Origin of the sequence: Kutzneria sp. 744 (genome assembly GCF_000568255.1) — a bacterium.
Taxonomy (GTDB): Bacteria; Actinomycetota; Actinomycetes; order Mycobacteriales; family Pseudonocardiaceae; genus Kutzneria.
Genome location: NZ_KK037166.1, coordinates 450,494 through 470,279, shown reverse-complemented (window position 1 = coordinate 470,279; position 19,786 = coordinate 450,494). Strand labels below are relative to the sequence as shown.

The 19,786-nt window shown below is 68.5% G+C and carries 15 protein-coding genes and 1 pseudogene; 6 read left to right on the top strand and 10 right to left on the bottom strand.

Going from position 1 to position 19,786, the window contains the following annotated elements; all coding sequences use genetic code 11:
- Window position 1 precedes the first annotated feature (1 nt).
- From KUTG_RS02090 to KUTG_RS57870, 9 genes are all read right to left on the bottom strand, one after another.
- Window positions 2-2,233 (bottom strand): glycoside hydrolase family 2, encoded by a 2,232-nt coding sequence (locus KUTG_RS02090; RefSeq protein ID WP_043714484.1) that lies wholly within the window; start codon window positions 2,231-2,233, stop codon window positions 2-4.
- Between the two features lie 38 nt (window positions 2,234-2,271).
- Window positions 2,272-3,255 carry an SGNH/GDSL hydrolase family protein gene (locus tag KUTG_RS02085; RefSeq protein WP_232240599.1) on the bottom strand — a complete coding sequence of 328 codons (984 nt, stop codon included), beginning with the start codon at window positions 3,253-3,255 and terminating at the stop codon, window positions 2,272-2,274.
- A gap of 58 nt (window positions 3,256-3,313) precedes the next feature.
- Window positions 3,314-4,366: a rhamnogalacturonan acetylesterase gene (locus tag KUTG_RS02080; protein ID WP_084578788.1), complete on the bottom strand. Its 1,053-nt coding sequence runs from the start codon at window positions 4,364-4,366 to the stop codon at window positions 3,314-3,316.
- A 434-nt stretch (window positions 4,367-4,800) separates the two neighbouring features.
- Window positions 4,801-5,046, bottom strand: a complete 246-nt coding sequence (locus tag KUTG_RS55240) for an ABC transporter ATP-binding protein (RefSeq protein WP_063753471.1) — start codon at window positions 5,044-5,046, stop codon at window positions 4,801-4,803.
- 66 nt (window positions 5,047-5,112) lie between these two features.
- Entirely contained in the window at window positions 5,113-5,754 is a 642-nt protein-coding gene (locus KUTG_RS02075; RefSeq protein ID WP_232241407.1) for an ATP-binding cassette domain-containing protein, read from the bottom strand.
- A gap of 5 nt (window positions 5,755-5,759) precedes the next feature.
- Window positions 5,760-7,466 (bottom strand): dipeptide/oligopeptide/nickel ABC transporter permease/ATP-binding protein, encoded by a 1,707-nt coding sequence (locus KUTG_RS02070; protein ID WP_052393757.1) that lies wholly within the window; start codon window positions 7,464-7,466, stop codon window positions 5,760-5,762.
- A 10-nt stretch (window positions 7,467-7,476) separates the two neighbouring features.
- Window positions 7,477-8,466: an ABC transporter permease gene (locus KUTG_RS02065; protein ID WP_043714478.1), complete on the bottom strand. Its 990-nt coding sequence runs from the start codon at window positions 8,464-8,466 to the stop codon at window positions 7,477-7,479.
- A 1-nt stretch (window position 8,467) separates the two neighbouring features.
- Window positions 8,468-10,147, bottom strand: a complete 1,680-nt coding sequence (locus tag KUTG_RS02060; RefSeq protein ID WP_052393754.1) for an ABC transporter substrate-binding protein — start codon at window positions 10,145-10,147, stop codon at window positions 8,468-8,470.
- Between the two features lie 38 nt (window positions 10,148-10,185).
- Window positions 10,186-10,341 (bottom strand): hypothetical protein, encoded by a 156-nt coding sequence (locus tag KUTG_RS57870; protein WP_157494249.1) that lies wholly within the window; start codon window positions 10,339-10,341, stop codon window positions 10,186-10,188.
- Between the two features lie 208 nt (window positions 10,342-10,549).
- Between KUTG_RS57870 and KUTG_RS02055 the strand changes: the two are divergent.
- From KUTG_RS02055 to KUTG_RS02050, 3 genes and pseudogenes are all read left to right on the top strand, one after another.
- Window positions 10,550-11,335, top strand: a pseudogene (locus KUTG_RS02055) (LacI family DNA-binding transcriptional regulator); the annotation flags it as partial.
- 55 nt (window positions 11,336-11,390) lie between these two features.
- Window positions 11,391-11,573 (top strand): substrate-binding domain-containing protein, encoded by a 183-nt coding sequence (locus KUTG_RS65050; RefSeq protein ID WP_369794617.1) that lies wholly within the window; start codon window positions 11,391-11,393, stop codon window positions 11,571-11,573.
- Window positions 11,574-11,605: 32 nt separating this feature from the next.
- Window positions 11,606-14,032 (top strand): glycoside hydrolase family 2 protein, encoded by a 2,427-nt coding sequence (locus KUTG_RS02050; protein ID WP_043714473.1) that lies wholly within the window; start codon window positions 11,606-11,608, stop codon window positions 14,030-14,032.
- A gap of 90 nt (window positions 14,033-14,122) precedes the next feature.
- On the opposite strand, the gene KUTG_RS02045 is transcribed toward KUTG_RS02050, so the two are convergent.
- Window positions 14,123-15,121 (bottom strand): arabinan endo-1,5-alpha-L-arabinosidase, encoded by a 999-nt coding sequence (locus tag KUTG_RS02045; RefSeq protein WP_043714471.1) that lies wholly within the window; start codon window positions 15,119-15,121, stop codon window positions 14,123-14,125.
- Window positions 15,122-15,629: 508 nt separating this feature from the next.
- On the opposite strand from KUTG_RS02045, the gene KUTG_RS02040 reads away from it, so the two are divergent.
- The 3 genes from KUTG_RS02040 to KUTG_RS02030 all read left to right on the top strand — a co-directional run bounded on the left by KUTG_RS02040 (window position 15,630) and on the right by KUTG_RS02030 (window position 19,610).
- On the top strand, window positions 15,630-16,634 hold the full coding sequence (locus KUTG_RS02040) for a glycosyl hydrolase 53 family protein (RefSeq protein WP_043714469.1): 1,005 nt from the start codon (window positions 15,630-15,632) through the stop codon (window positions 16,632-16,634).
- A gap of 101 nt (window positions 16,635-16,735) precedes the next feature.
- Complete coding sequence (locus KUTG_RS62995) at window positions 16,736-18,268, top strand: ricin-type beta-trefoil lectin domain protein (RefSeq protein ID WP_063753469.1); 1,533 nt, start codon at window positions 16,736-16,738, stop codon at window positions 18,266-18,268.
- 43 nt (window positions 18,269-18,311) lie between these two features.
- The gene (locus KUTG_RS02030; protein ID WP_198046968.1) at window positions 18,312-19,610 is read left to right on the top strand and encodes a poly(ethylene terephthalate) hydrolase family protein; all 1,299 of its coding nucleotides are present in this window, start codon (window positions 18,312-18,314) and stop codon (window positions 19,608-19,610) included.
- Window positions 19,611-19,786 lie beyond the last annotated feature (176 nt).

The window sequence follows — 19,786 nt, the reverse complement described above, 5'->3', positions numbered from 1 at the left end:
CTCAGTCGCAGCTGCCCGAGCAGGGCACGAACGGCGTGATGGCGCCGGTCAGAGTGGTCTTGCCCAACGTCAGCCCGCCGGCGCTCGCCGTCACCGTGATGACGCCCGGTCCGGTCGCTCGTACCAGGGCGTACGCCACGCCCTGGTAAGCCTTGCGGACGGTGCCGCGGAAGCTCTCCTGGACCGGGCTGCCGCTGTCGACCGCCACGATCACGCCGGGTCCGCTGATGCTGTAGGTGATCGGCGCGGACGAACTGGTCACGATTCGGCCGGAGGCGTCCGCGATGGTCGCCTTCACGTACGAGACGTCGTTGACGTCCGTGGACACCGTGGTCTCGTCCGGAGCGAGTAGCACCTTGGTGGCCGTGGTGCCGGTCGGCGGCGGCGAAGTCCGGGGCGCACCCCATGTGCTCTGCCAGGAGTACCCGATCGGCCGCACCGTGCCGACCGCGTCCATCAGGCCGAAACCGCTCTCGACATCGGGCCACAACTTGTCGGCCTCGCCGAGGTAGGCCGCGCCCGTCCAGATGAACAGGCCCGTGACACCCGGGTTGTTCTTCACCGTCGTCCACGCCGACGTGTCGGTGCCCATCTCGGTGAACAGTCCGGGCCGCGCGGGCGACGTCTTCATGGCCTTGATGACGTCGTCGGGCCGGTAGTTGCCGCCGAAGACGTCGAGGGTGGTGCGGGTGGCGCCGGTGACGTCGCCGCTGTCGGCCGGCCGGAACAGGGCCTGGGTGACCGGGCGACTCGGGTCCAGCGCGTGCGAGATCGACACCATCCTGGTCAGCAGCGGCGTGCGGGTCGACAGCGAGTCGCGGATCTCGTTGCCGGCGCTCCACATCGCCACGCTGGGGTGGTTGCGGTCGCGGGCGACGATGCTGGTGGCGTCGACCTGGTACCACGGCGTCGAGCCGGTCGCGGCAGGTACTGGTGGGGCGCCGGTGGGCGAGGACGCGGTGCGGTTGAAGTACGTCGCGTAGTCGCCGACGTCGGAGTACTTGTGCTGGGTCCAGACGTCGAAGAACTCGTCCAGCACCAGGAAACCCATCCGATCCGTGAGCTCCAGGAAGGCTGGACTCGGCGGGTCGTGCGCGGTCCGGATCGCGTTCACGCCCAACGCCTTGAGCTCGGCCAGCCGCCGTTGCACGGCCCGCTGCGGGGCCGCCATGCCGAGCCCGTGGTAGTCCTGGTGCAGCGCGACGCCTTGGAACTTCACGCTCTTGCCGTTCAGCTTCATCCCGTCCGACGCGCTGAACGTCAGGCTGCGGATGCCGACCGGGGTGACGTCGTCGTCGACCGCCGAGCCGCCGGCGATCACGTTGGTGGCCAACGAGTACAGGTTCGGCGTAGTCAGGCTCCAGAGCTTGGGGCTGCTCACCGGCACGTCATAGCCGAAGGTCGCCGAGGCGCCGGCGGCGATGGTTTTCGCGGCGGTGGTGACCGGGGACAGTGTCATGCCGTCCGGATCGGTGAGCACCCCCTGCACGCTCACGTTCGCTGTCGCGTTGCCGCTGTTGACCACGGTGGTCTGCGCGTGGACCGTGGCGAGGTTCGGTGTCGTGACGTAGGTGGCCCACTGGTCGACGTGCACCGGATCCGTCGCGATGAGACGGACGTCGCGGTAGATCCCGGCGCCGGTGTAGTACCGGGACGCCGGTTGCAGGCTGGTGTCGGTCTTGACGGCGATGACGTTGTCGGCGCCGCCGAACTTCGCCGCCGCCGTGATGTCGTAGCGGAAGCTGGTGTAGCCGTCGGGACGGGTGCCGATGAGCGCGCCGTTCACGTACACGCTCGCGTTGGCCATCACACCGTCGAACTCGATGTACACCTTGCGGGTGCTGGGCACACTGGCCAGCGAGAAGTGCTTGCGGTACCAGCCGATTCCCGACGGCGCGTAACCGCCGCGGCCGGTGCTCGGGGCCGACTGGGAGAACGGGTCGGACGGTGGGTTCGGGCCTTCGATGCTCCAGTCGTGCGGAACGCTGAGGGTGCGCCAGTTGCCGTCGGGATAGGCGCCGCCGCCGGCGCCGCTCGCGTCGCCGTAGTGGAACAGCCAACCGGGGTCGAAGTCGGTGACCGTGCGGAACCGGTTGGCGGCGTCCGCGGAGGCGGCGCCGGCCACGTGCGGGGCGGCCGGCGTGACCGCTTCCACCGTGCTCGGGGCCAGCGCCACCGCCACGATGCTCGCGGCGGCGACGGCCAACCGCCGGCTGATGGCGAACCTACGCATGGCACTCCCTTCTCCAGGGGTTCGTGACGGCGGGCGGCTCACCCGATGATCTGTGCGAGCCGGGCGGCGATCTTCTGGTGTCCGCCGTCGGTGGGATGCGTGCCGTCCGCGGTGTCGGAGGCGGTGATCCAGCCCTCGGTGTCGATGAACCGGACCTTGCCGTCGCCGGCCTTGGTGCGGGCGGCGACCGCGGCCTTGGTCTCGTTGACGTACAACTTGTGGAAGGTCTCCATCGCGTAGATGGTGGCGTTCGGGTACTTCGCACGGATCCGGGCCAGCAGCGTGGTGTACGCGGTCTGGAACTGGGAGCCGGAGACGCCGTGGCCGACGTCGTTGGTGCCGAGGTTGATCACCACCTCGCTGGCCTGGTAGCGGGAGAAGTCCCAGTCCGGTGTGCTGGTGTCCACTCCCGTCTTGAAGTACCGGTCGCGCATGCCGATGCACCCGGAGGACGGGGAGAGGCAGACACTGGGGCGGGCGATCTCGGTGTGCGCGGCGCCGAGCTTCTCCGCGGTCAGCCAGCCGTACGCGGTCAGCGCCTCCTTGGACGATTTGTAGCCGGCCGTGATCGAGTCGCCGACGAACTCGATGATCCGGGACGGCACGCTCGGTGCCACGGTGTGCGCGCCGGAGTCCAGGGTCACGCCCTGGAACACCCCGTCGCCGTGATAGGAGCCGGCGTCCTGGCGGTAGGCCACACGCAGCGTGTGTGTGCCGGACGGCAGCCGGGTCGGGGTCAGGTTCACCGTTCCATGAACGTTCGGGTGCGTCACCCAGCCGCCGTTGTCGATGCTTGTGTACAGGTCGACGCTGTTGCGCTGGCGCAGTTGCACCGTGGTGCCGGTGAAGCCGAGCACCGCGTACGCGCCGGCCCATTCGGACACGTACGTGCTCGGCGACCGGGTGTCCCAGCGTCCGAAGTACCGGATGTTGGAGTCGGTGGGCGAGCCGTCACCGGTGGCCGCCGAGGCCGGCTGCACCGCGGTGGTCACCGCGGCCACGACCGCCACGACGACGGCCACTGCTCGCGACCTTGTGCTGAGGGGCATGGCCTTCCTCGTCTCTGTCCAGTGTGAACGGTCAGCGCAGGTAGCCGACCAGCGGCAGGTTCAGCTCGCGGATGCCCTGCACGACGAGATTGGCCATCTGCGTCGCGCCGTACTGCGAGAAGTGCGTGTTGTCGCTGACGCCGTCGCTGGCCTTGCTGAGATAGATCTTCTGTGAGCCGGCCGGGCCCAGGCCCTGCACGAGGTTCTTGCTCTTGGCGGTCAGGTCGACCACCGGCACGTTCGCGCTCTTGCCGAGCGCGCGGATCACCGCGGGCAGGTCGACGCCCTTGGTGTTGACGTGCAAGGCGGTCGGCGTGAGCGTGGTGCCGTTGAACAGCCGCCGTACCGGCGGCGTCACCAGCACCGGGATGCCGCCGCGCTCCCGCACACCGTTGACCATCGCGGCCAGGTTGTTATGGAAAGCGCTTTCCGACGTGTCCTTGTCGTTGTGCCCGAACTGGATGAACACCAGGTCCTTGGGCTTGATCAATGCCTTGAGCGTCGGAAACAGCGCCTTGTTGGCCAGGAAGCTGCCGGAGCTCTCGCCGGAGTCGGCGTAGTTGGCGATCACGGCGCCGTTGCGGACGTCCGTAGGCAGGATCTGGCCCCAGCCCGTGTAGGGGGCCACCGGCTGGTCGCAGACGGTCGAGTCGCCGGCCAGGTACGCCACCAGCGGTGAGTTGGCCTTGGTCACCGTCAGGGAGCTGATCGCCGGGGAGCTGCCCGCGAAAGTGATGTCCAACCCCGGTGTTCCGGTGCCGCCCTGGCCCGTGGGCTGCCCCTCCGGACTGCGCACGTTGACCGTGACGGTGGTCGGGACGACCTGGCCCGTGGCGGTCGAGACGGCGGTCAGGATCTGCCTGCGAGCCTCGACCGACATCGACGTGTTGGCTGCCTTGGTGGCACTGCCGAGGCCCACGGTGACGTCGTAGTTGCCCGGCGACACATCGAAGTGGCACTTGATCGGTGCGGTCCCCGAGCACTGCGCGGGCAGGGCGTGCGGTGCGGCTGTCGCGACCGGCGTGGGAACCAGCACGGCCGCGGTCACGCCGGTCATGAGGATCACTTGACGCATGAGGGACATGGGCTTCTCCTGTCGTGCCTGTCCGGGCGGAGGCGCGTGGTCGCGGCGGAGTCGGTGAAGTTGTTGTCGCGCAAGGGCACTTGATCAGTCACGTGAGGCAGGGCCGCTCGGAGGAGGTTACTGCCGGCCCGCTTCGTCGCCAAAAACGTTTCAAAAGCTGACGTTCCGCGGCTCCGGAACGGCGAGCCCATCGGCTGTCGGTCGCTTCCGCGGCTATCGCCGTTCTTGCCGGTAGGGAACCGGTTTCGGGCTACCGCCGGCACGATCGACGACAGGTGTCCGGCCCGTTTTGGTCGATGAAAATTTCACGAGATCGAGACGAGTGTCATGTCCCATTGCGATGGTCGCGCGGAGACACCGGCGAGAAACGCAGTGCGCCATATGGCGGTAAGCGCTTTCCTGAGCTCATGGGGACCGCTCCCTGACTGCCCTGGTCACTGCCAGGCGCCTGCGTAGTGGTCGTAGGCACGGGTCGAGCTCCCGGCGATCTCCGTGGCCGCCGGCAACTCGCGGCCTCGGGCGTCCGGATCGGGCACCGAGGCGGCGAGCAGCTGCGTGTAAGGGTGCCGCGGGGTCAGGATCACCTGGTCGGCGGGGCCACGCTCGACGACCCTGCCCCGGTACATCACGATGATGTCGTCGGAGAAGTGCCGGGCGGTCGCCAGGTCGTGAGTGATCACTAAGGTGGTGGATCCTAGCGCATAATGCCAAACAATATTGGAGAAGCCCCGATTCGCGAAGTACAATCAGAGTTGGCTGACGGAGTGATAAATTCGAAACGATACGTAGTGAAGGCTCTTAAGAGACGCTGCGAACATCCTTCGTACTAGAACCGAGCTTACACTATGAGTATCATTGGAATCCGAAGACGTCTCCAAGTGGAACCAGCTGTACATTGTCTGCATAGAGTGCAGTGTAAGGAGCCGTCGATTTACGGGCATTCCTGGAGTCCCGGACAGCTCGTGCGGCCGCCGCCGCGCGAACTCCGCCGCCGGCCGCAGGCTCACCCGCTCCAGCAGCTCCGCCACCTTCTGCTGGACGTCCCGGCCGCGCTGGGCCCGGCCATGCAGCAGCAGCGGTCGGGCCAGGTGGTGGCCGACGGTGTGCATCGGGTTGAGCGAGGCGAACGGGTCCTGGAACACCATCTGCACCAGGTCCCGGTAGGACCGGTCCGGGTGGTCGGCGCTGATGCTGATCGTGCCCGACGTCGGCCGGTCGAGGCGGGCGATCAGCCGGGCCACCGTGGACTTGCCCGACCCGGACTCGCCGACCAGGCCCAGTGTCCGGCCGGCGCTGAGGGTGAACGACACGTCGTCGACCGCGCGCAGCGTGCCGCGCCGCAGCCCCGACCGGACGGTGAAGTCCTTGACCAGGTTGCGTACGTGCATCGTGGTCACTGCACTCCTCCGACCGCCGATTCGGTGAGGCTGGGAAACGAACGCAGCAGCTGCTGGCTGTACGGGTGCCGTGCGGCCGTGCGGATATCGTCGGCGGCGCCGTACTCGACGATCTCACCGTCTCGCATCACCGCGATGTGGTCGCTGATCTCCAGCAGCAGCGGCAGGTCGTGGGTGATGAGCAGGACCGCGAAGCCCAACTCGTCGCGGAACCGCAGGAGCTGGCGCAGGATCTCCCGCTGCACCACGACGTCCAGGGCTGTTGTCGGCTCGTCCATGATCATCACCTGCGGGTCGAGCAGCAGCGCCATCGCGATCATCACCCGCTGGCGCATGCCGCCGGACAGCTCGTGCGCGTACGAGCCGAGTCGCTCGGGGTCGATGCCGACCAGACGCAGCACCTCGACGCAGCGGGCGCGGCGTTCTTCGCGGCGCAACCGCGGGCGGTGGGTGCGCAGCACGTCGTCGAGCTGGCGGCCGACCGGGGTCACTGGATTCAGCGAGTTCATCGCGCCCTGGAACACCATGGACAGCTTGGTCCAGCGGAACGCTCGCAGCTGCTCCGGTGACAGCCGCAGCACGTCGACGGTCGCGCCGTCTCGGTCGTGGAACAGCACGGAGCCGGAGGCGACCTCGGCCGGCGGGCGGTGCAGGCGGTTGACCGCATAGGCCAGCGTCGTCTTGCCGCAGCCGGATTCGCCGGCCAGGCCGAGGATCTCGCCGCGGCGCAGCGTCATGGAGACATTGCGGACGGCGGCCGCGTGCGTGCCGTAGACCACGGTCAGGTCCCGAACGGTCAGGACGGCGTCCGGGGCTGGGCGCACGGCCGGCGCGTCGGGCTCGATCCTGGTGGCGCCGGATCGGGCCGCGGCCGAGCGCAGCCGGGGATTGATGATCTCGTCGATGCTGAAGTTGATCAGCGACAGACCGCAGCCGAACAGCGCGATCAGCAGCCCGGGCGGCACGAACCACCACCACGCGCCGCGTTGCAGCGCGAAGCCGTTCTGCGCGTAGTACAGCATCGTGCCCAGTGTCGAGGCGTTCGACGAACCCAGTCCGACGAAGGACAGGCCCGCCTCGCTCAGGATCGCCAGCAGCACCGAGAACACGAACTGCGAGGCCAGCAACGGCGCCAGGTTCGGCAGGATCTCCACGACGACGATCCGCCAGGTCTTCTCGTCGGCGACCTTGGCCGCCGCCACGTAGTCCCGGTTGCGCAGCGAGAGCGTCTGCGCCCGCAGCACGCGGGCCGACGCCGCCCAGCCGGTGACCGCGAGCACGATGGCGATCGTCCACGAGCCACGCTGTTCGGGCGGCACGAAACCGGCGATCACGATCACCAGCGGCAGGCCCGGGATCACCAGCATCACGTTGGTGAACAAGGAGAACAGTTCGTCGACGACGCTGCCGACGTAACCGCCGACGATGCCGAAGGCGCCGGACAGCAGCGTGGCCATCAGCCCGACCAACAGACCGATCTGCAGTGAGCCGCGGGTGGCGGCGGCCAGCTGGGCGAACACGTCCTGGCCCGTCTGCGTCGTGCCGAGCAGATGCCCGCCACCGGGCGGGGTCATGCCGATGTCGCGGATGGCGTCGGGGTCGCCGGCGAACAGCGGGGCGACGAGTCCGAACAGCGCGATCGCGAGCACCAGGCCCAAACCGACACCGAGCTTGGCGGACCAGCGGGGGAGCAGCAGGTTCACGGCACTCTCCTCAGTGGCTCACGCGGGTACGGGCGTCGAGCAGGCCGTAGAGCAGGTCGACGACGAGGTTGGCGCCCAGCACGGCGACCGTGATCACCAGGAAGACCCCCTGCATCAGCGCGTAGTCGTTGTTCTGGACGGCCTGCAGCAGCTTGGATCCGATGCCCGGATAGGAGAAGACCTGCTCGGTGACGATGGACCCGGACACCACGAAGCCCAGCGAGATCGCGAACCCGGCGACCGAGGGCAGCACGGCGTTGCGGGCGGCGTAGCGGATCATCACCCTGGCGTCGCGCAGCCCCTTGGCCTGGGCGGTCAGCACGTAGTCCTCCGAACCGGCCGACACCATCATGTTCCGCATGCCCAGCAGCCAGCCGCCGACCGAGGAGATCACGATCGTCAGCGCCGGCAGCGCCGCGTGGTAGACGGCCGAGGACAGGAAGTCGGCATCGAAGCCGGGCGTGAGCGTGACGTCGTAGCCGCCGTTGAGGGGGAACCAGCCGAGTGCCGACGCGAACAGCGCCACCAGGATCAGCGCCAGCCAGAAGTACGGCACCGCGGCCAGCACGGTGGTCGCCGGCACCAGGGTGTCCAGCCAGCTGCCACGCTTCCAACCGACCACCGCACCCAGCCCGACCCCGAGCACGAACGAGATGACCGTCGCCACGCCGACCAGGACGACGGTCCACGGCAGCGACTGCATGATCACGTCGGACACCTTGGCCGGGAACTCGCTGACCGAGATGCCGAACTCCCCGTGCAGCAGGTTGCCGAGATAGCCGAAGTACTGCTGGGGCAGCGACTGGCCGTCGTTCGTGCCGAGCATCAGCGCGTAGGCCCGGCGCACCGACGGATCGACGGCGCCGCCCCGCTGCGCCAGCTTCGCCATCAGGGTGTCCACCGGATTGCCGGGCATCAGCCTGGGGATGAGGAAGTTCAGCGTGACCGCCGCCCAGAGCGCGACCACGTAGAAGCCGATCTTGCGCGCGTAGTACGCCATGTCACTGCCCGGTGGGCTTGAGCGCGGTGAAGACCTGCGCCGCGTCCGGCCGTCCCCATACCGCTGGGAAGGCGTACAGGTTGTCCTTGCTCGGCCAGCCGGTGAACTTCTTCGCGTTGTACTCGCTGGTGGTGCCGCCGGTCAGGATGGGGATGTAGGGCAGCTGGTCCTCGATGTGGGACTGGATGGTGTCGTAGTACGGCTGCCGGGCGGCCGTGTCGCCGGTCTGCGTCTTGCGCAGCTCGGCCAGCGCCTTGTCCACGTCGGGGTCGGAGAACCGGGCGAAGTCGGGGTTGGCGGTCTGGCCGACCGGTGCGGTGTTGGCGCTGTCGAAGAAGTAGTTCCAGAGGTAGTACGGGTCGGCGGCCGGGCCCTGGTAGAGCGAGTCGATCAGCAGCTGGAACTGGCCCCGGCCGCGCGAGTCGGACCACTGGTTCCAGGACTCCTGCTGGGCGGTCAGCTTGATGCCGACCTTCTGCAGCTGCTGGGCCATCGTGTTCACCGCGGTGATGTAGTCGGTCCAGCCGGACACCACCTGCACGGTCAGCGTCAGCGGCGTGCCGTCCTTGGCGTACCCGCCGTCGGCGCCCTTGCGGTAGCCGGCCTGCTGGAGCAGCTGCTCGGCCTTGGCGGTGTCCGGCGCGTCCGGCGCCAGCTTGTTCCGCAGCTTGCCCGAAATCAGCTTGTCGTCGCGGCCGGCCAGCGCGAAGCCGGGGGAGATGGGGCTCGCGGTGTCCTCGAAGGCGAGTGAGTTGAGCTGCTTGCGGTTGATCGCGTAGTAGATCGCCTGGCGCACGGCCGGATCGGTCTGCGGGCCGGTGCAGCCCAGCTGGGCGTTGGCGCAGGTGAACAGCGCCATCTGGTTCATCGGCACGGTGATCGCCTGGTAGCCGGGATAGTTCTTGGCCACGTTCTTGATGTCGGGCACCGGCCCGGTCTGCCAGTCGATCTGACCGGCCGCCAGCGCGTCGGCGCCGGACTGGTTGCCCGACAGCGCCAGGTAGCGCAGCTGCTTCACGGCGGGCTCGCCGCCCCAGTAGTGCGGGTTGGCCTTGAGCGTGAAGGCCTGCGGCTTGAACTCCGCGAGCTCGTACGCACCGGTGCCCACCGGTTTGGCCACCACGTCGGTGGCCGGGTCCTTGACGTCCTTCCACAGATGTTGCGGCACGATGTACAGCCGGCCGAGCACCTGCGGCCCCTGCATGTAGGCCGGCTCGGGGAACGTGATCACGACGTGGGCGGGGTCGACCGCCTTGGCCTGTCCGTCGTAGCCGGTGGCGTTGATGGACTTGTTGGCCGCGACCATGTCCAGGGTGAACACCACGTCGTCGGCGGTGAATTTCTGGCCGTCGGTCCAGGTGGCGTTGTCGCGCAACGTGATCGACAGCTGGGTGCCGTCGGCGTTCCAGCTGTACGCGGTGCCGAGCAGGGGCTTGGGCGGGTCGGTTCGCACCTGGTTGAAGTAGAACAGCGGCTCGAAGATCGTGCCGGGGCCCTCGATCGGGCTCGGCGAGAACGGGTTGAAGTTGACCTGGTAGTCGCCGGCCTGTCCGGTGTAGACGACGAGCGTGCCGGTGTCGGCGGCGCTCTTGCCGCTCGCGCATCCGGTGGCGAGCGCGGCGACCGCGACCACTGCGACGACGGCTGCGCGTGCGTGGCCACGACGTGCCTGTGGGAACATCGTTGATCCTCTCCTGGCTCCGGCTTCCGTGCGGGTGGCTAGCTGCCGGCCATCGCCTCGGCGTCCTCGCAGAGCAGATGGGCGGTGACGAAACCGTTCGGTCGAGCGGCGGCAGGGGACCCGGTGGCGAGGCCGGTGCCGCTGGCGCCGCCGCGGCGTCCAGCGGGGAAAGGCGTGTGTGCCCTGGCGTCCATGGCAACCCCTCCCATGAGCTGGCAAGCCAAACACGGAACCGGTTAAGCGTCAATGGTTGAGGCCCGTCGCTGAAGTGCTGTTAACCGGTACAGTCCGCTGCCATGAGAGGCGTCGGGTCGGATCGGCATCGTTCCTGGTGGCGGCTGCGTCGCGGCCTTGATTGCTAAGCTCGGCCTAACCGGTTCAGCGCGTTCGGAGGCAATCTTGGTGAGACGTCCTACCATCGCGGACATCGCCAGGGAGGCCGGAGTCTCCAAGGTGGCGGTCTCCTACGCGCTCAACGGCCGGCCCGGCGTCTCCGACGAGACCAGGCGGCGCATCGCGGCCATCGCCCGGCAGTTGGGCTGGGCGCCCAGCAGTGCGGCCAGGGCGCTGTCGGACGGCAAGGCGGGCGCCATCGGCGTCGTCGTCGACCGGCCCGCCGAGGTGCTGGGCGTGGAGCCCTTCTTCATGCGGCTGATGGCGGGCATCCAGAACGGCCTCGGCGAGGGGCAGACCTCGCTGCTCATGCAGGTGTCCTCCCATCAGGCCGTCGAGTTGGACATCTACCGGCGCTGGCACGCCGAGCGTCGAGTCGACGGCGTGCTGCTGGTCGACCTGCGCGTGGAGGACGCCAGGCTGGACCTCGTCACCGGGCTCGGCTTGCCGGCGGTGGTGATCGGCGGTCCACTGGGCCGCGCCGACCTGCCGTGTGCCTGGACCGACGACGCCGCCGGCATGACCGAGGTGCTCGACTACCTCGCCGCGCTGGGGCACCGACGGGTGGTGCACGTCGCCGGCCCGGCGGAGTTCGTGCACACCAGCGTTCGCGCGCAGGCGTTCGCCGCGGCCACTGCCCGGCTGGGAATGACCGAGTCGCGGACCGTGCACACCGACTACTCCGACGAGGGCGGCGCCAGCGCGGTCCGGCGTGCGCTGGTGGCTGAGCGCCCGCCGACCGCGCTGGTGTTCGACAACGACGTGATGGCCACGGCCGCGCTCGGCGTCGCCCAGGAGTTGGGCCTGTCGGTGCCCGGCGACCTCTCCCTGGTGGCTTGGGACGATTTCGGTGCTGTGCCGGCTGGTCCGACCGGCGTTGAGCGCGCTGCGCAGGCCGGTGGTGGACTACGGCGAGCTGGCGGTGTCCATGCTGCTGCGGCTGCTGGACGGCGAGGCGGTCGAGGACCAGGCCGCCGCGCAGCCGACGTTGGTCGTCCGGGGCAGCACCGGGCCACCCCGAACGGAGCGTTGACTTAACCGGTTAATCACCGTAGAAACATCCGGGTGAGGAAACCCCTGTCGCAAGGATGGACACTGCGTCCCGCATCCGGGGGACCGGTCATCGACGCCGCCGTTCCCGGCTGCGTGCACACCGATCTGTTGGCCGCCGGGCGGATTCCCGATCCCTACCTGGACGGCAACGAGGCGGACCTGGCCTGGATCGGCCGCACCGACTGGTGCTACGCGACCGTGTTCGACTGGGAACCCGACGGCCACGACCATGTCGACCTCGTATGCGAGGGACTGGACACCATCGCCACGATCGAACTGAACGGCACGATCGTCGGTGAAACCCACAACATGCACCGCACCTACCGGTTCGAGGTGCGGGAGCTGCTGCGGGTCGGTGTCAACACGCTGATCGTGACGTTCGCGTCCGCACTCGATCACGTCGAGAAGGCGCGGGCGGAACTCGGTGACCGGCCGCACGTCAACCGCTTCCCGTACAACTACCTGCGCAAGATGGCCTGCAACTTCGGCTGGGACTGGGGGCCGGAGCTGGTGACGGCCGGCATCTGGCGGCCGATCGCCCTGGAGTCCTGGTCGACGGCCCGGCTGGCGGCGGTGCGTCCGCTGGCCTCGGTGGAGAACGCAGGTGTCGCCGTGCATCTGGACGTGCGGCGCTCAGGGGCCACAGTGGACGATCACCTGCTTGTGGCGGTGCAGGTCGGCGACACAGTGTCGCAGAGCACGCTCCCTGAGGGGGTGCACAGCACCGTCGTCGAGGTCGCGGTGGACAATCCGCGGCTGTGGTGGCCACGTGGTCACGGCGCGCAGCCGCTCTACCCGGTTCGGGTCGAGCTGATCGGCGCGCAGGGCGTGATCGACACCTGGGCGGGAGAGATCGGCTTCCGCACGGTCGAGGTGCGCAGCGAGCCCGACGAGCTCGGCACCTCGTTCACCCTGGTGGTCAACGGGAAGCCGATTTTCGCCCGCGGTGTCAACTGGATCCCCGACGACTGTTTCCCGCACCGGGTCGACGAGCACCGCTACCGCGACCGGCTGACGCAGGCGTGCGACGCGGGCGTCAACCTCGTCCGGGTGTGGGGCGGCGGGATCTACGAGAGCGAGGACTTCTACGGCCTGTGTGACCGGATGGGATTGTTGGTGTGGCAGGACTTCCTGTTCGCGTGCGCCGCGTATCCCGAGGAACAGCCGCTCTACGACGAGGTCGCGGCCGAGGCGCGGGAGGCAATCACCCGACTGTGCCCGCATCCCAGTCTCGCGGTGTGGAACGGCGGCAACGAGTGCGCGTCCGGCTACCACAACTGGGGCTGGCAGCAGCGGCTCGGCGAGCTCAGCTGGGGCGTCGGCTACTACCTCGACCTGCTGCCCAAGTTGCTGTCCGAACTGGACCCGACCCGGCCCTACACGCCGCACAGTCCCTGGTCGATGTCCCCCGACGTGGACCCCGACGATCCCGACCACGGCAGCATGCATATCTGGGACGTCTGGAACCACCGTGACTATCTGGCCTACCGCGACCACATCCCCCGGTTCGCCGCCGAGTTCGGCTTCCAGGGGCCGCCAAGATGGTCGACCCTGGTGCGAGCGGTGCATGACGAACCGTTGACTCCGCGTTCGCCGCACATGCTGGCGCACCAGAAGGCGGAGGACGGCGCCGACAAGCTCGAAACGAGGCTGGCGGAGCACTTCCCGCCGCCGCTCACGGTCGAGGACTGGCACTGGGCGACACAGCTGAACCAGGCGCGGGCGCTGACCGTGGGGATCGAGCACTTCCGGTCGTGGGCACCGCGGTGCGCCGGCACGATTGTGTGGCAGCTCAACGACTGCTGGCCGGTGACGTCCTGGGCGGTGATCGACGGCGACGGCGGTCGCAAGCCGGCCTGGTACGCCTTACGCAACGCCTACGCCGACCGGCTGCTGACCGTGCAGCCGCGCGGGGCCGATCTGGCGTTGGTCGCCGTCAACGACAGCGACCGCGACTGGACCGCGAGCGTGCACGTGCGGCGGATGTCCTTCGACGGCGTCGTGCTCGATGATCTTCGGGTTGATTTCGACGCCGCGGCAAGGCAAACCGTGACCACGGTGTTGCCGGCGGGCCTGGTCGACGCCCAGCGCCCGGAGTCCGAGCTGCTGGTCGCCGACGCCGACGCCGCCGACGTCCGGGCGACCTGGTTCTACCGGCCCGACCGGCTGCTGTCGTTGCCGGCGCCGCGGTTCGATGTGGAGGCCGTGCCGGCGCCCACCGGCTACCTGCTCACCGTCACCGCCGAGACCCTGTTGCGAGATCTCGCGGTGCTCGCCGACCGGGTGGCCGGGGACGCGGAGGTCAGCGACATGCTGACGACCTTGCTGCCGGGCGAGAAAACTTCTTTCCTGGTGCGGACTTCCGCCGAACTCGATCCGGCGCGGCTGCTCGACCCGACGGTGCTGCGGTGCGCGAATCAGCTCGGCCAACAGCAGTGACCGTCCACGTCGCCGAACCACCGCTGGCACGCCAGCGGTGGTTCGCACGCCCTCGGGGTGTCCGGACGACGTCGTGCTCGACGACCCGGCTCAGCTCACGACGGTGGGCCAGCCGTTGGCACTCCAGGACAGGTGGTTGAGCCCGAGTTGGGCGGTGCCACCCTGATTTCCGTTGTAGTAGTGGTAGACGAGCACATCGCCGTCGTTGTCGTGCAGCACGGTCTGCCCGCCGGGGCCGATCACGTAGCCGTGGGTGCCGAGGATCTGGGTGCCGCCGCCGGAAGTCGCGCTCACGCCGTTCTCGTCCACGTACGGGCCGGTGGGGCTGGTGGCGCGGGCGACCATGATCCGATAGGTGCTGTTGGTGCCGCGGCAGCAGTAGTCGAACGAGGTGAACAGGTAGTAGTAGCCGCCGTGCGGGTAGACGTAGGCCCCCTCGATCGCGTCGGGGCTGGGCCGCTGGGCGATGCCGTAGCGGGTGGTGTTGCTCGCCGGCTGCTTTCCGGTGGCCGGGTCGAGCTGGATCATCTTGATGCCGGACCAGAACGACCCGAACGACAGCCACCAGCGCCCGGCCGCGTCCACCGTCAGCGCTGGGTCGATCGCGTTGTAGTCGCCGCTGCTCTGCGAGGAGTAGACCAGACCGTGATCGGTCCATGAGCCGGGTGCGGCGGTGGTGCTGGTGGCCAGGCCGATGGCGGAGTGGTTGGAGCCGAAGGAGGAGACGGCGTAGTAGAGCCAGTACACGCCGTTGTGGAAGGAGACGTCCGGCGCCCACAGGTCCTTCCAGCCCTTGTACGCGGTGGCCCAGGTCGCACCACCGGGCAGCGCCTGCCCGGTGGCGGTCCAGTGCACCCGGTCCGTGGAGGTGCTGATCCGGATGCCGCCGCCGGTGTAGAACAGGTAGTAGCGGCCGGAAGCGGTCCTGATCATGGACGGGTCGTGCGCGTAGGTGGCGCCGCTGATCGTCTCAGGGTTCGGATAGGTCGCCGCCGGGGCGTCCGGGGCGAAGGCGGTGATCATGGCCAGCACCAGGGCGGCCAGCAACAGCACGCCGGTGCGACGTCGAAGGATGGAAGTCACGAGCATGCCTCCATGCCGAGTCGGGAGGGGAGTGAGGACGCTGCCGGGGGAGCCGCCCGGCGGCGCGGTGAATTTGTCCATTGTGGACGCTCCCAGGATTGGACAACCTTCCTGCGCTGGGGCACCGTCGGATCGCGGCATCCGCTCATGACGGTTTCACAGCGGAGCGGTATGTGGTTCGGGCACAACGACAAGGACACCACGGAGACCGCCCTCCGCGGCAACGGTACGACGATGGTCAACCCGTGTGCGTGACCGCGGCGGCATCCCGGTGCTGCTGACGCCGCCGGTGCGACGGTCGTCGGCATCGCCCGCCCGCGGCGGCACACTGAAATTTTCAGGTGAATGTCCCGGGTGACCTCGCCGGTTCTCGACCGGAACGCGTCGCCCCTTGAACTGATCTTCGATGCGGGCTTCCATCTCCCTGAACCAGGTAAGCGCTTTCCAGCTCGCGTCCGGTCACTGCGCGACTCGCGCGCTTTCCCCGGAGACGCGCACCACGAAAGGAACAACGATGAGCGAACAACTGATCGGCAGGCGCGCTTTCCTTCAGGCCACCGCGGTCGGCGCCGCCGCGCTGGCGGTCGGCCAGCTCGCCGCAGCACAGCCCGCCGCGGCGGCGACCACGTTCTACAAGGGCGCGGACATCAGCTGGGTGCCGCAGTTGGAGTCCCAGGGCACCTACTGGCGCAATGCCAGTGGGGTGCGCCAGGACATCTTCACGATCCTCAAGGGCTATGGGTTGTCCGCGATCCGCTTGCGCACCTGGGTCAACCCGGCCGGCGGGCACTGCGGCATCGCCGAGACCGCCGCGATGGCGGTGCGCGCGAAGAACGCAGGGATGGCGGTGAACATCGACTACCACTTCGGTGACACGTGGAACTCGGTCGGCGTGCAGAATCCGCCGGCGGCGTGGAAGAACATGTCCTACAGCCAGATGCTCAGCGCGATGAAGAGCTACGTGAACAGCAGCATGACGGTGATCAAGAACGCCGGGGTGACCCCGACCTGGGTGCAGATCGGCAACGAGATCAACTCGGGCATCTGCCACCCGGTGGGCAGCGTGACGAACCCGGCGCAGATGACCGGGCTGCTCAACGCCGCACACGACGAGGTCAAGCAGGTCTTCCCCAAAGCCCTGGTCATGATCCACCTGGCGCAGCCGCAGAAGTACCCCTCCATGACGACCTTCTACAGCGGCTTCAGCGGGCACGGCGGCAAGTGGGACATGAACGGATTCTCCTCCTACGGCAGCGCCAGCCTCGCGCCGAGCATCGTGGCCAACATGAAGTCGATCTCGAACGCGTACGGCAAGCCGTACATGCAGGTCGAGTTCGGCGGGCCGGTCAGCAAGGTGAGCAGCACGGAAGCCACGCTCAAGGCGTACCTGACCGCGCTCAAGAACGACGGCGGACAGGGACTGCTGTACTGGGAACCCGAGGTCGGCTACGGCAACGGCGCCTGGAACTCCGCCACTCATGAGCCGACCGCAATCATGAACGGCTTCACCGCCGTGTGAATCGAACCGTGGCGCCCGCGTGCGTGGTCATCATGGCGCCCGCGGCGAATGGCGAAACCCCAGTCCGGTTGGACGTTGGTAATCCTGTGGGAAGGAGGACGATGAGGCTCCCACTGCCTCGCCGTAGCGCCAAGGCGGCCATCCTGGCCGCGGCCTTGGCCGCGTGCCTGATCGCCGCGCCCGGCGCCCACGCGGCGCCGGCCGCGCCGCAGCTGCACGTGTCGGGCAACCACCTGGTGGACTCCAGCGGCGGCCGGGTGGTCCTGCACGGCATGGACCGCTCCGGCGCCGAGTTTGCTTGTGTCCAGGGCAAAGGCATCTTCGACGGGCCGAACGACCAGGCGTCGGTCAACGCGATCAAGAGCTGGGGCGCGGCGGTCAACGCGGTGCGCGTGCCGCTGAACGAGGCGTGCTGGAACGGCGAGTCATATGTGAGCTCCGCGTACGCCGGCGTCAACTACATCAACGCCATCAAGGCCTATGTCAATCTGCTGAACTCGAACGGCCTGGTGGCGATCCTGGATCTGCACTGGACCGACGGCACCTACACCGGCAACTCCGCCAGCTGCTCCTCAGCACAGGCCACCTGTCAGAAGCCGATGCCGGACGCCGCGCAGGCCATCCCGTTCTGGACTTCGGTGGCCAGCACCTTCAAGGGCGACAACGCGGTCGTGTTCGACCTGTTCAACGAGCCCTACGCGTCGCGCGCCACCGGCAACACCACGAGCGGCTGGCAGTGTTGGAAGAACGGCGGCACCTGCAACGGCATCGGCTACCAGGTCGCAGGCATGCAGGGCATGGTCAACGCGGTGCGTGCCACCGACGCGTCCAACGTGTTGATGCTTGGCGGCGAGGAGTACTCCAACGACCTGACCCAGTGGCTGGCCTACGAGCCCACCGACCCGGACCACAACCTGGTCGCCTCCTGGCACTCGTACAACTTCAACGCCTGCGCCAACCAGTCCTGTTGGAACAGCCAGATCGCCCCGGTCATCGCCAAGGTGCCGCTCGTCGCGGGCGAGATCGGCGAGAGCGACTGCGCCGGCGCCTACATCAACCCGCTGATGTCGTGGTTGGACTCGCAGCACACCAGCTACCTGGCGTGGACCTGGAACAACTGGTCCGGCAGCTGCTCAAGCGGACCCACTCTGATCACCGACTACAACGGCACGCCGACCAACTACGGCGCCGCCTACAAGGCGCACCTGGCGTCTCTGGGCGGCGGCCCCGGCGGCGGCACGTCCGGTCCGCTGCACGCGGTCGGCGCGGGCAAGTGCCTGGACGTGCCGAACCAGTCGACCACGGCCGGCACGCAGCTGGACATCCGAGACTGCAACGGTGGGACGAACCAGCAGTGGACCCACACCTCGTCGGGCCGGCTGACCGTGTACTCCGGCAGCGGCCAGATGTGTCTGGACGCCAACAACAGCCAGACCACGGCCGGCACGAAGGCCGTGATCCGGCCGTGCGGCGGCGGGGCGAACCAGCAATGGAACGTCAACGCCAACGGCTCCGTCACCGGCGTCCAGTCCGGACTATGCCTCGACGTGACCGGGGCCTCGACGGCCAACGGCGCCCTGGTCGAACTGTGGACCTGCAACGGCGGATCCAACCAACGTTGGACCCTCGGCTAACACATCCGGCGCGTGGGGCGCACATCAAGGAGATGGCGAGGCAATGCGAGAACACGAAGACGCAATGTCCGGCGGTCGAATGCCGTCCGGTGCGCGGCCGCCGCGGCTGATCGGGCTCGCGGTCGCCGCAATCGCGGCCGTGGTCACGATGATCGCCGCGATGCTCGCGGTCGGTCCGGTGTCGGCCCAGCCCGCGCCGACGGCGGTCACGCCGCACAGCACGCAGCGCGGCCCCGACCCGACGCTGGCGATGATCGAGGCGTCCCGGGGCCCGTTCGCCACCGCGCAGCAGGGCGTGGCGCCGGGCAACGGCTTCAACGGCGGGGAGATCTACTATCCGACCGACACCAGCCAGGGCACCTGGGGCGCGTTGGTGATCATCCCCGGGTACACCGCGCGGTGCGTCAACCAGCCCGCGCCCGAGGAGGCGTGGATGGGGCCGTGGCTGTCGTCGTTCGGGTTCGTGGTGTTGTGCATGGAGACCAACAGTCCCAACGACTTCGACACCGCGCGCGGCCAGGAGGCGCTGGCGGCGCTGAACTGGCTGACCACCGCCAGTCCGGTGCGCGGCGAGGTGGACCCGAACCGGCTGTCGGTGATGGGGCACTCGATGGGCGGTGGCGGCGTGGTCTACGCGGTCGAGCACCAGCCCTCGCTGCGGGCCGGCATCGGGCTGGCGCCGTTCTCCCCGTCGCAGAACATGGCCGGCGACAAGGTCCCGACCTTGATCCTCGGCGGACAGAACGACTCAACCGTCACGCCGTCGTACCTCAGCGGCCTGTACGCGACGATGCCCGCTGCCACGCAGAGCGCGTTCGCCCAGATCGCGGGGGCCGGACACGGGTTCTACACGAGCCCGAACAACGTCATGATGAAGCTGGCCATCCCGTGGCTGAAGGTCTTCGTGGACAGCGACAACCGGTACGAGCAGTTCCTGTGCCCGACGCTGCCGGACCCGTCCCAGATCTCCATCTACCGTTCCAAGTGCCCGTACGTGCCGCCGGGTGGTGGACCGACGTCGACGACGACGACGCCTCCGCCGCCGGCCGGGGCGTGCCAGGCGGTGTATCAGCCTCAGAACTCCTGGCCCGGCGGGTTCCAGGGCCTGGTGACGGTGACCGCGGGCAGCTCGCCCGTCAGCGGCTGGACCGTGACGTGGGCGCTGAGCGGCGGGCAAGCCATTACCCAGCTGTGGAGCGGCAACCTCACCACCAGCGGATCAGCGGTGACGGTCAAGAATGCCTCCTACAACGGATCGCTGGCCGCCGGGGCGTCAGCCACGTTCGGGTTCACCGCCACCGGCGCCGCCTCCACGCCGACTCTCACCTGCACCAGCCCGTGACCACGGCGCTTGATCACACCCCGCGCCGGCGGCAGCTACCGGCAATGGAAGCGCGGCGACGCCACCGCGCCCGCCACGGCCGTCCAGGACCATCCTCCCGGGTCCGGTAAGCGCTTTCCAAACTTGCCCGGCCACTGCGCGGCTCGCGTGACAGTCCCCGAAGACGCGCACTACGA

What these genes read in the sequence shown, in the direction of transcription:
- KUTG_RS62995 (WP_063753469.1), top strand. Translation starts at nt 16,736, where the DNA reads ATGAGGCTCCCACTGCCTCGCCGTAGCGCCAAGGCGGCCATCCTGGCC.
- KUTG_RS02075 (WP_232241407.1), bottom strand. Translation starts at nt 5,754, where the DNA reads ATGCACGTACGCAACCTGGTCAAGGACTTCACCGTCCGGTCGGGGCTG.
- KUTG_RS02045 (WP_043714471.1), bottom strand. Translation starts at nt 15,121, where the DNA reads ATGCTCGTGACTTCCATCCTTCGACGTCGCACCGGCGTGCTGTTGCTG.
- KUTG_RS02090 (WP_043714484.1), bottom strand. Translation starts at nt 2,233, where the DNA reads ATGCGTAGGTTCGCCATCAGCCGGCGGTTGGCCGTCGCCGCCGCGAGC.
- KUTG_RS02060 (WP_052393754.1), bottom strand. Translation starts at nt 10,147, where the DNA reads ATGTTCCCACAGGCACGTCGTGGCCACGCACGCGCAGCCGTCGTCGCA.
- KUTG_RS57870 (WP_157494249.1), bottom strand. Translation starts at nt 10,341, where the DNA reads ATGGACGCCAGGGCACACACGCCTTTCCCCGCTGGACGCCGCGGCGGC.
- KUTG_RS02080 (WP_084578788.1), bottom strand. Translation starts at nt 4,366, where the DNA reads ATGTCCCTCATGCGTCAAGTGATCCTCATGACCGGCGTGACCGCGGCC.
- KUTG_RS02065 (WP_043714478.1), bottom strand. Translation starts at nt 8,466, where the DNA reads ATGGCGTACTACGCGCGCAAGATCGGCTTCTACGTGGTCGCGCTCTGG.
- KUTG_RS02030 (WP_198046968.1), top strand. Translation starts at nt 18,312, where the DNA reads ATGCGAGAACACGAAGACGCAATGTCCGGCGGTCGAATGCCGTCCGGT.
- KUTG_RS02040 (WP_043714469.1), top strand. Translation starts at nt 15,630, where the DNA reads ATGAGCGAACAACTGATCGGCAGGCGCGCTTTCCTTCAGGCCACCGCG.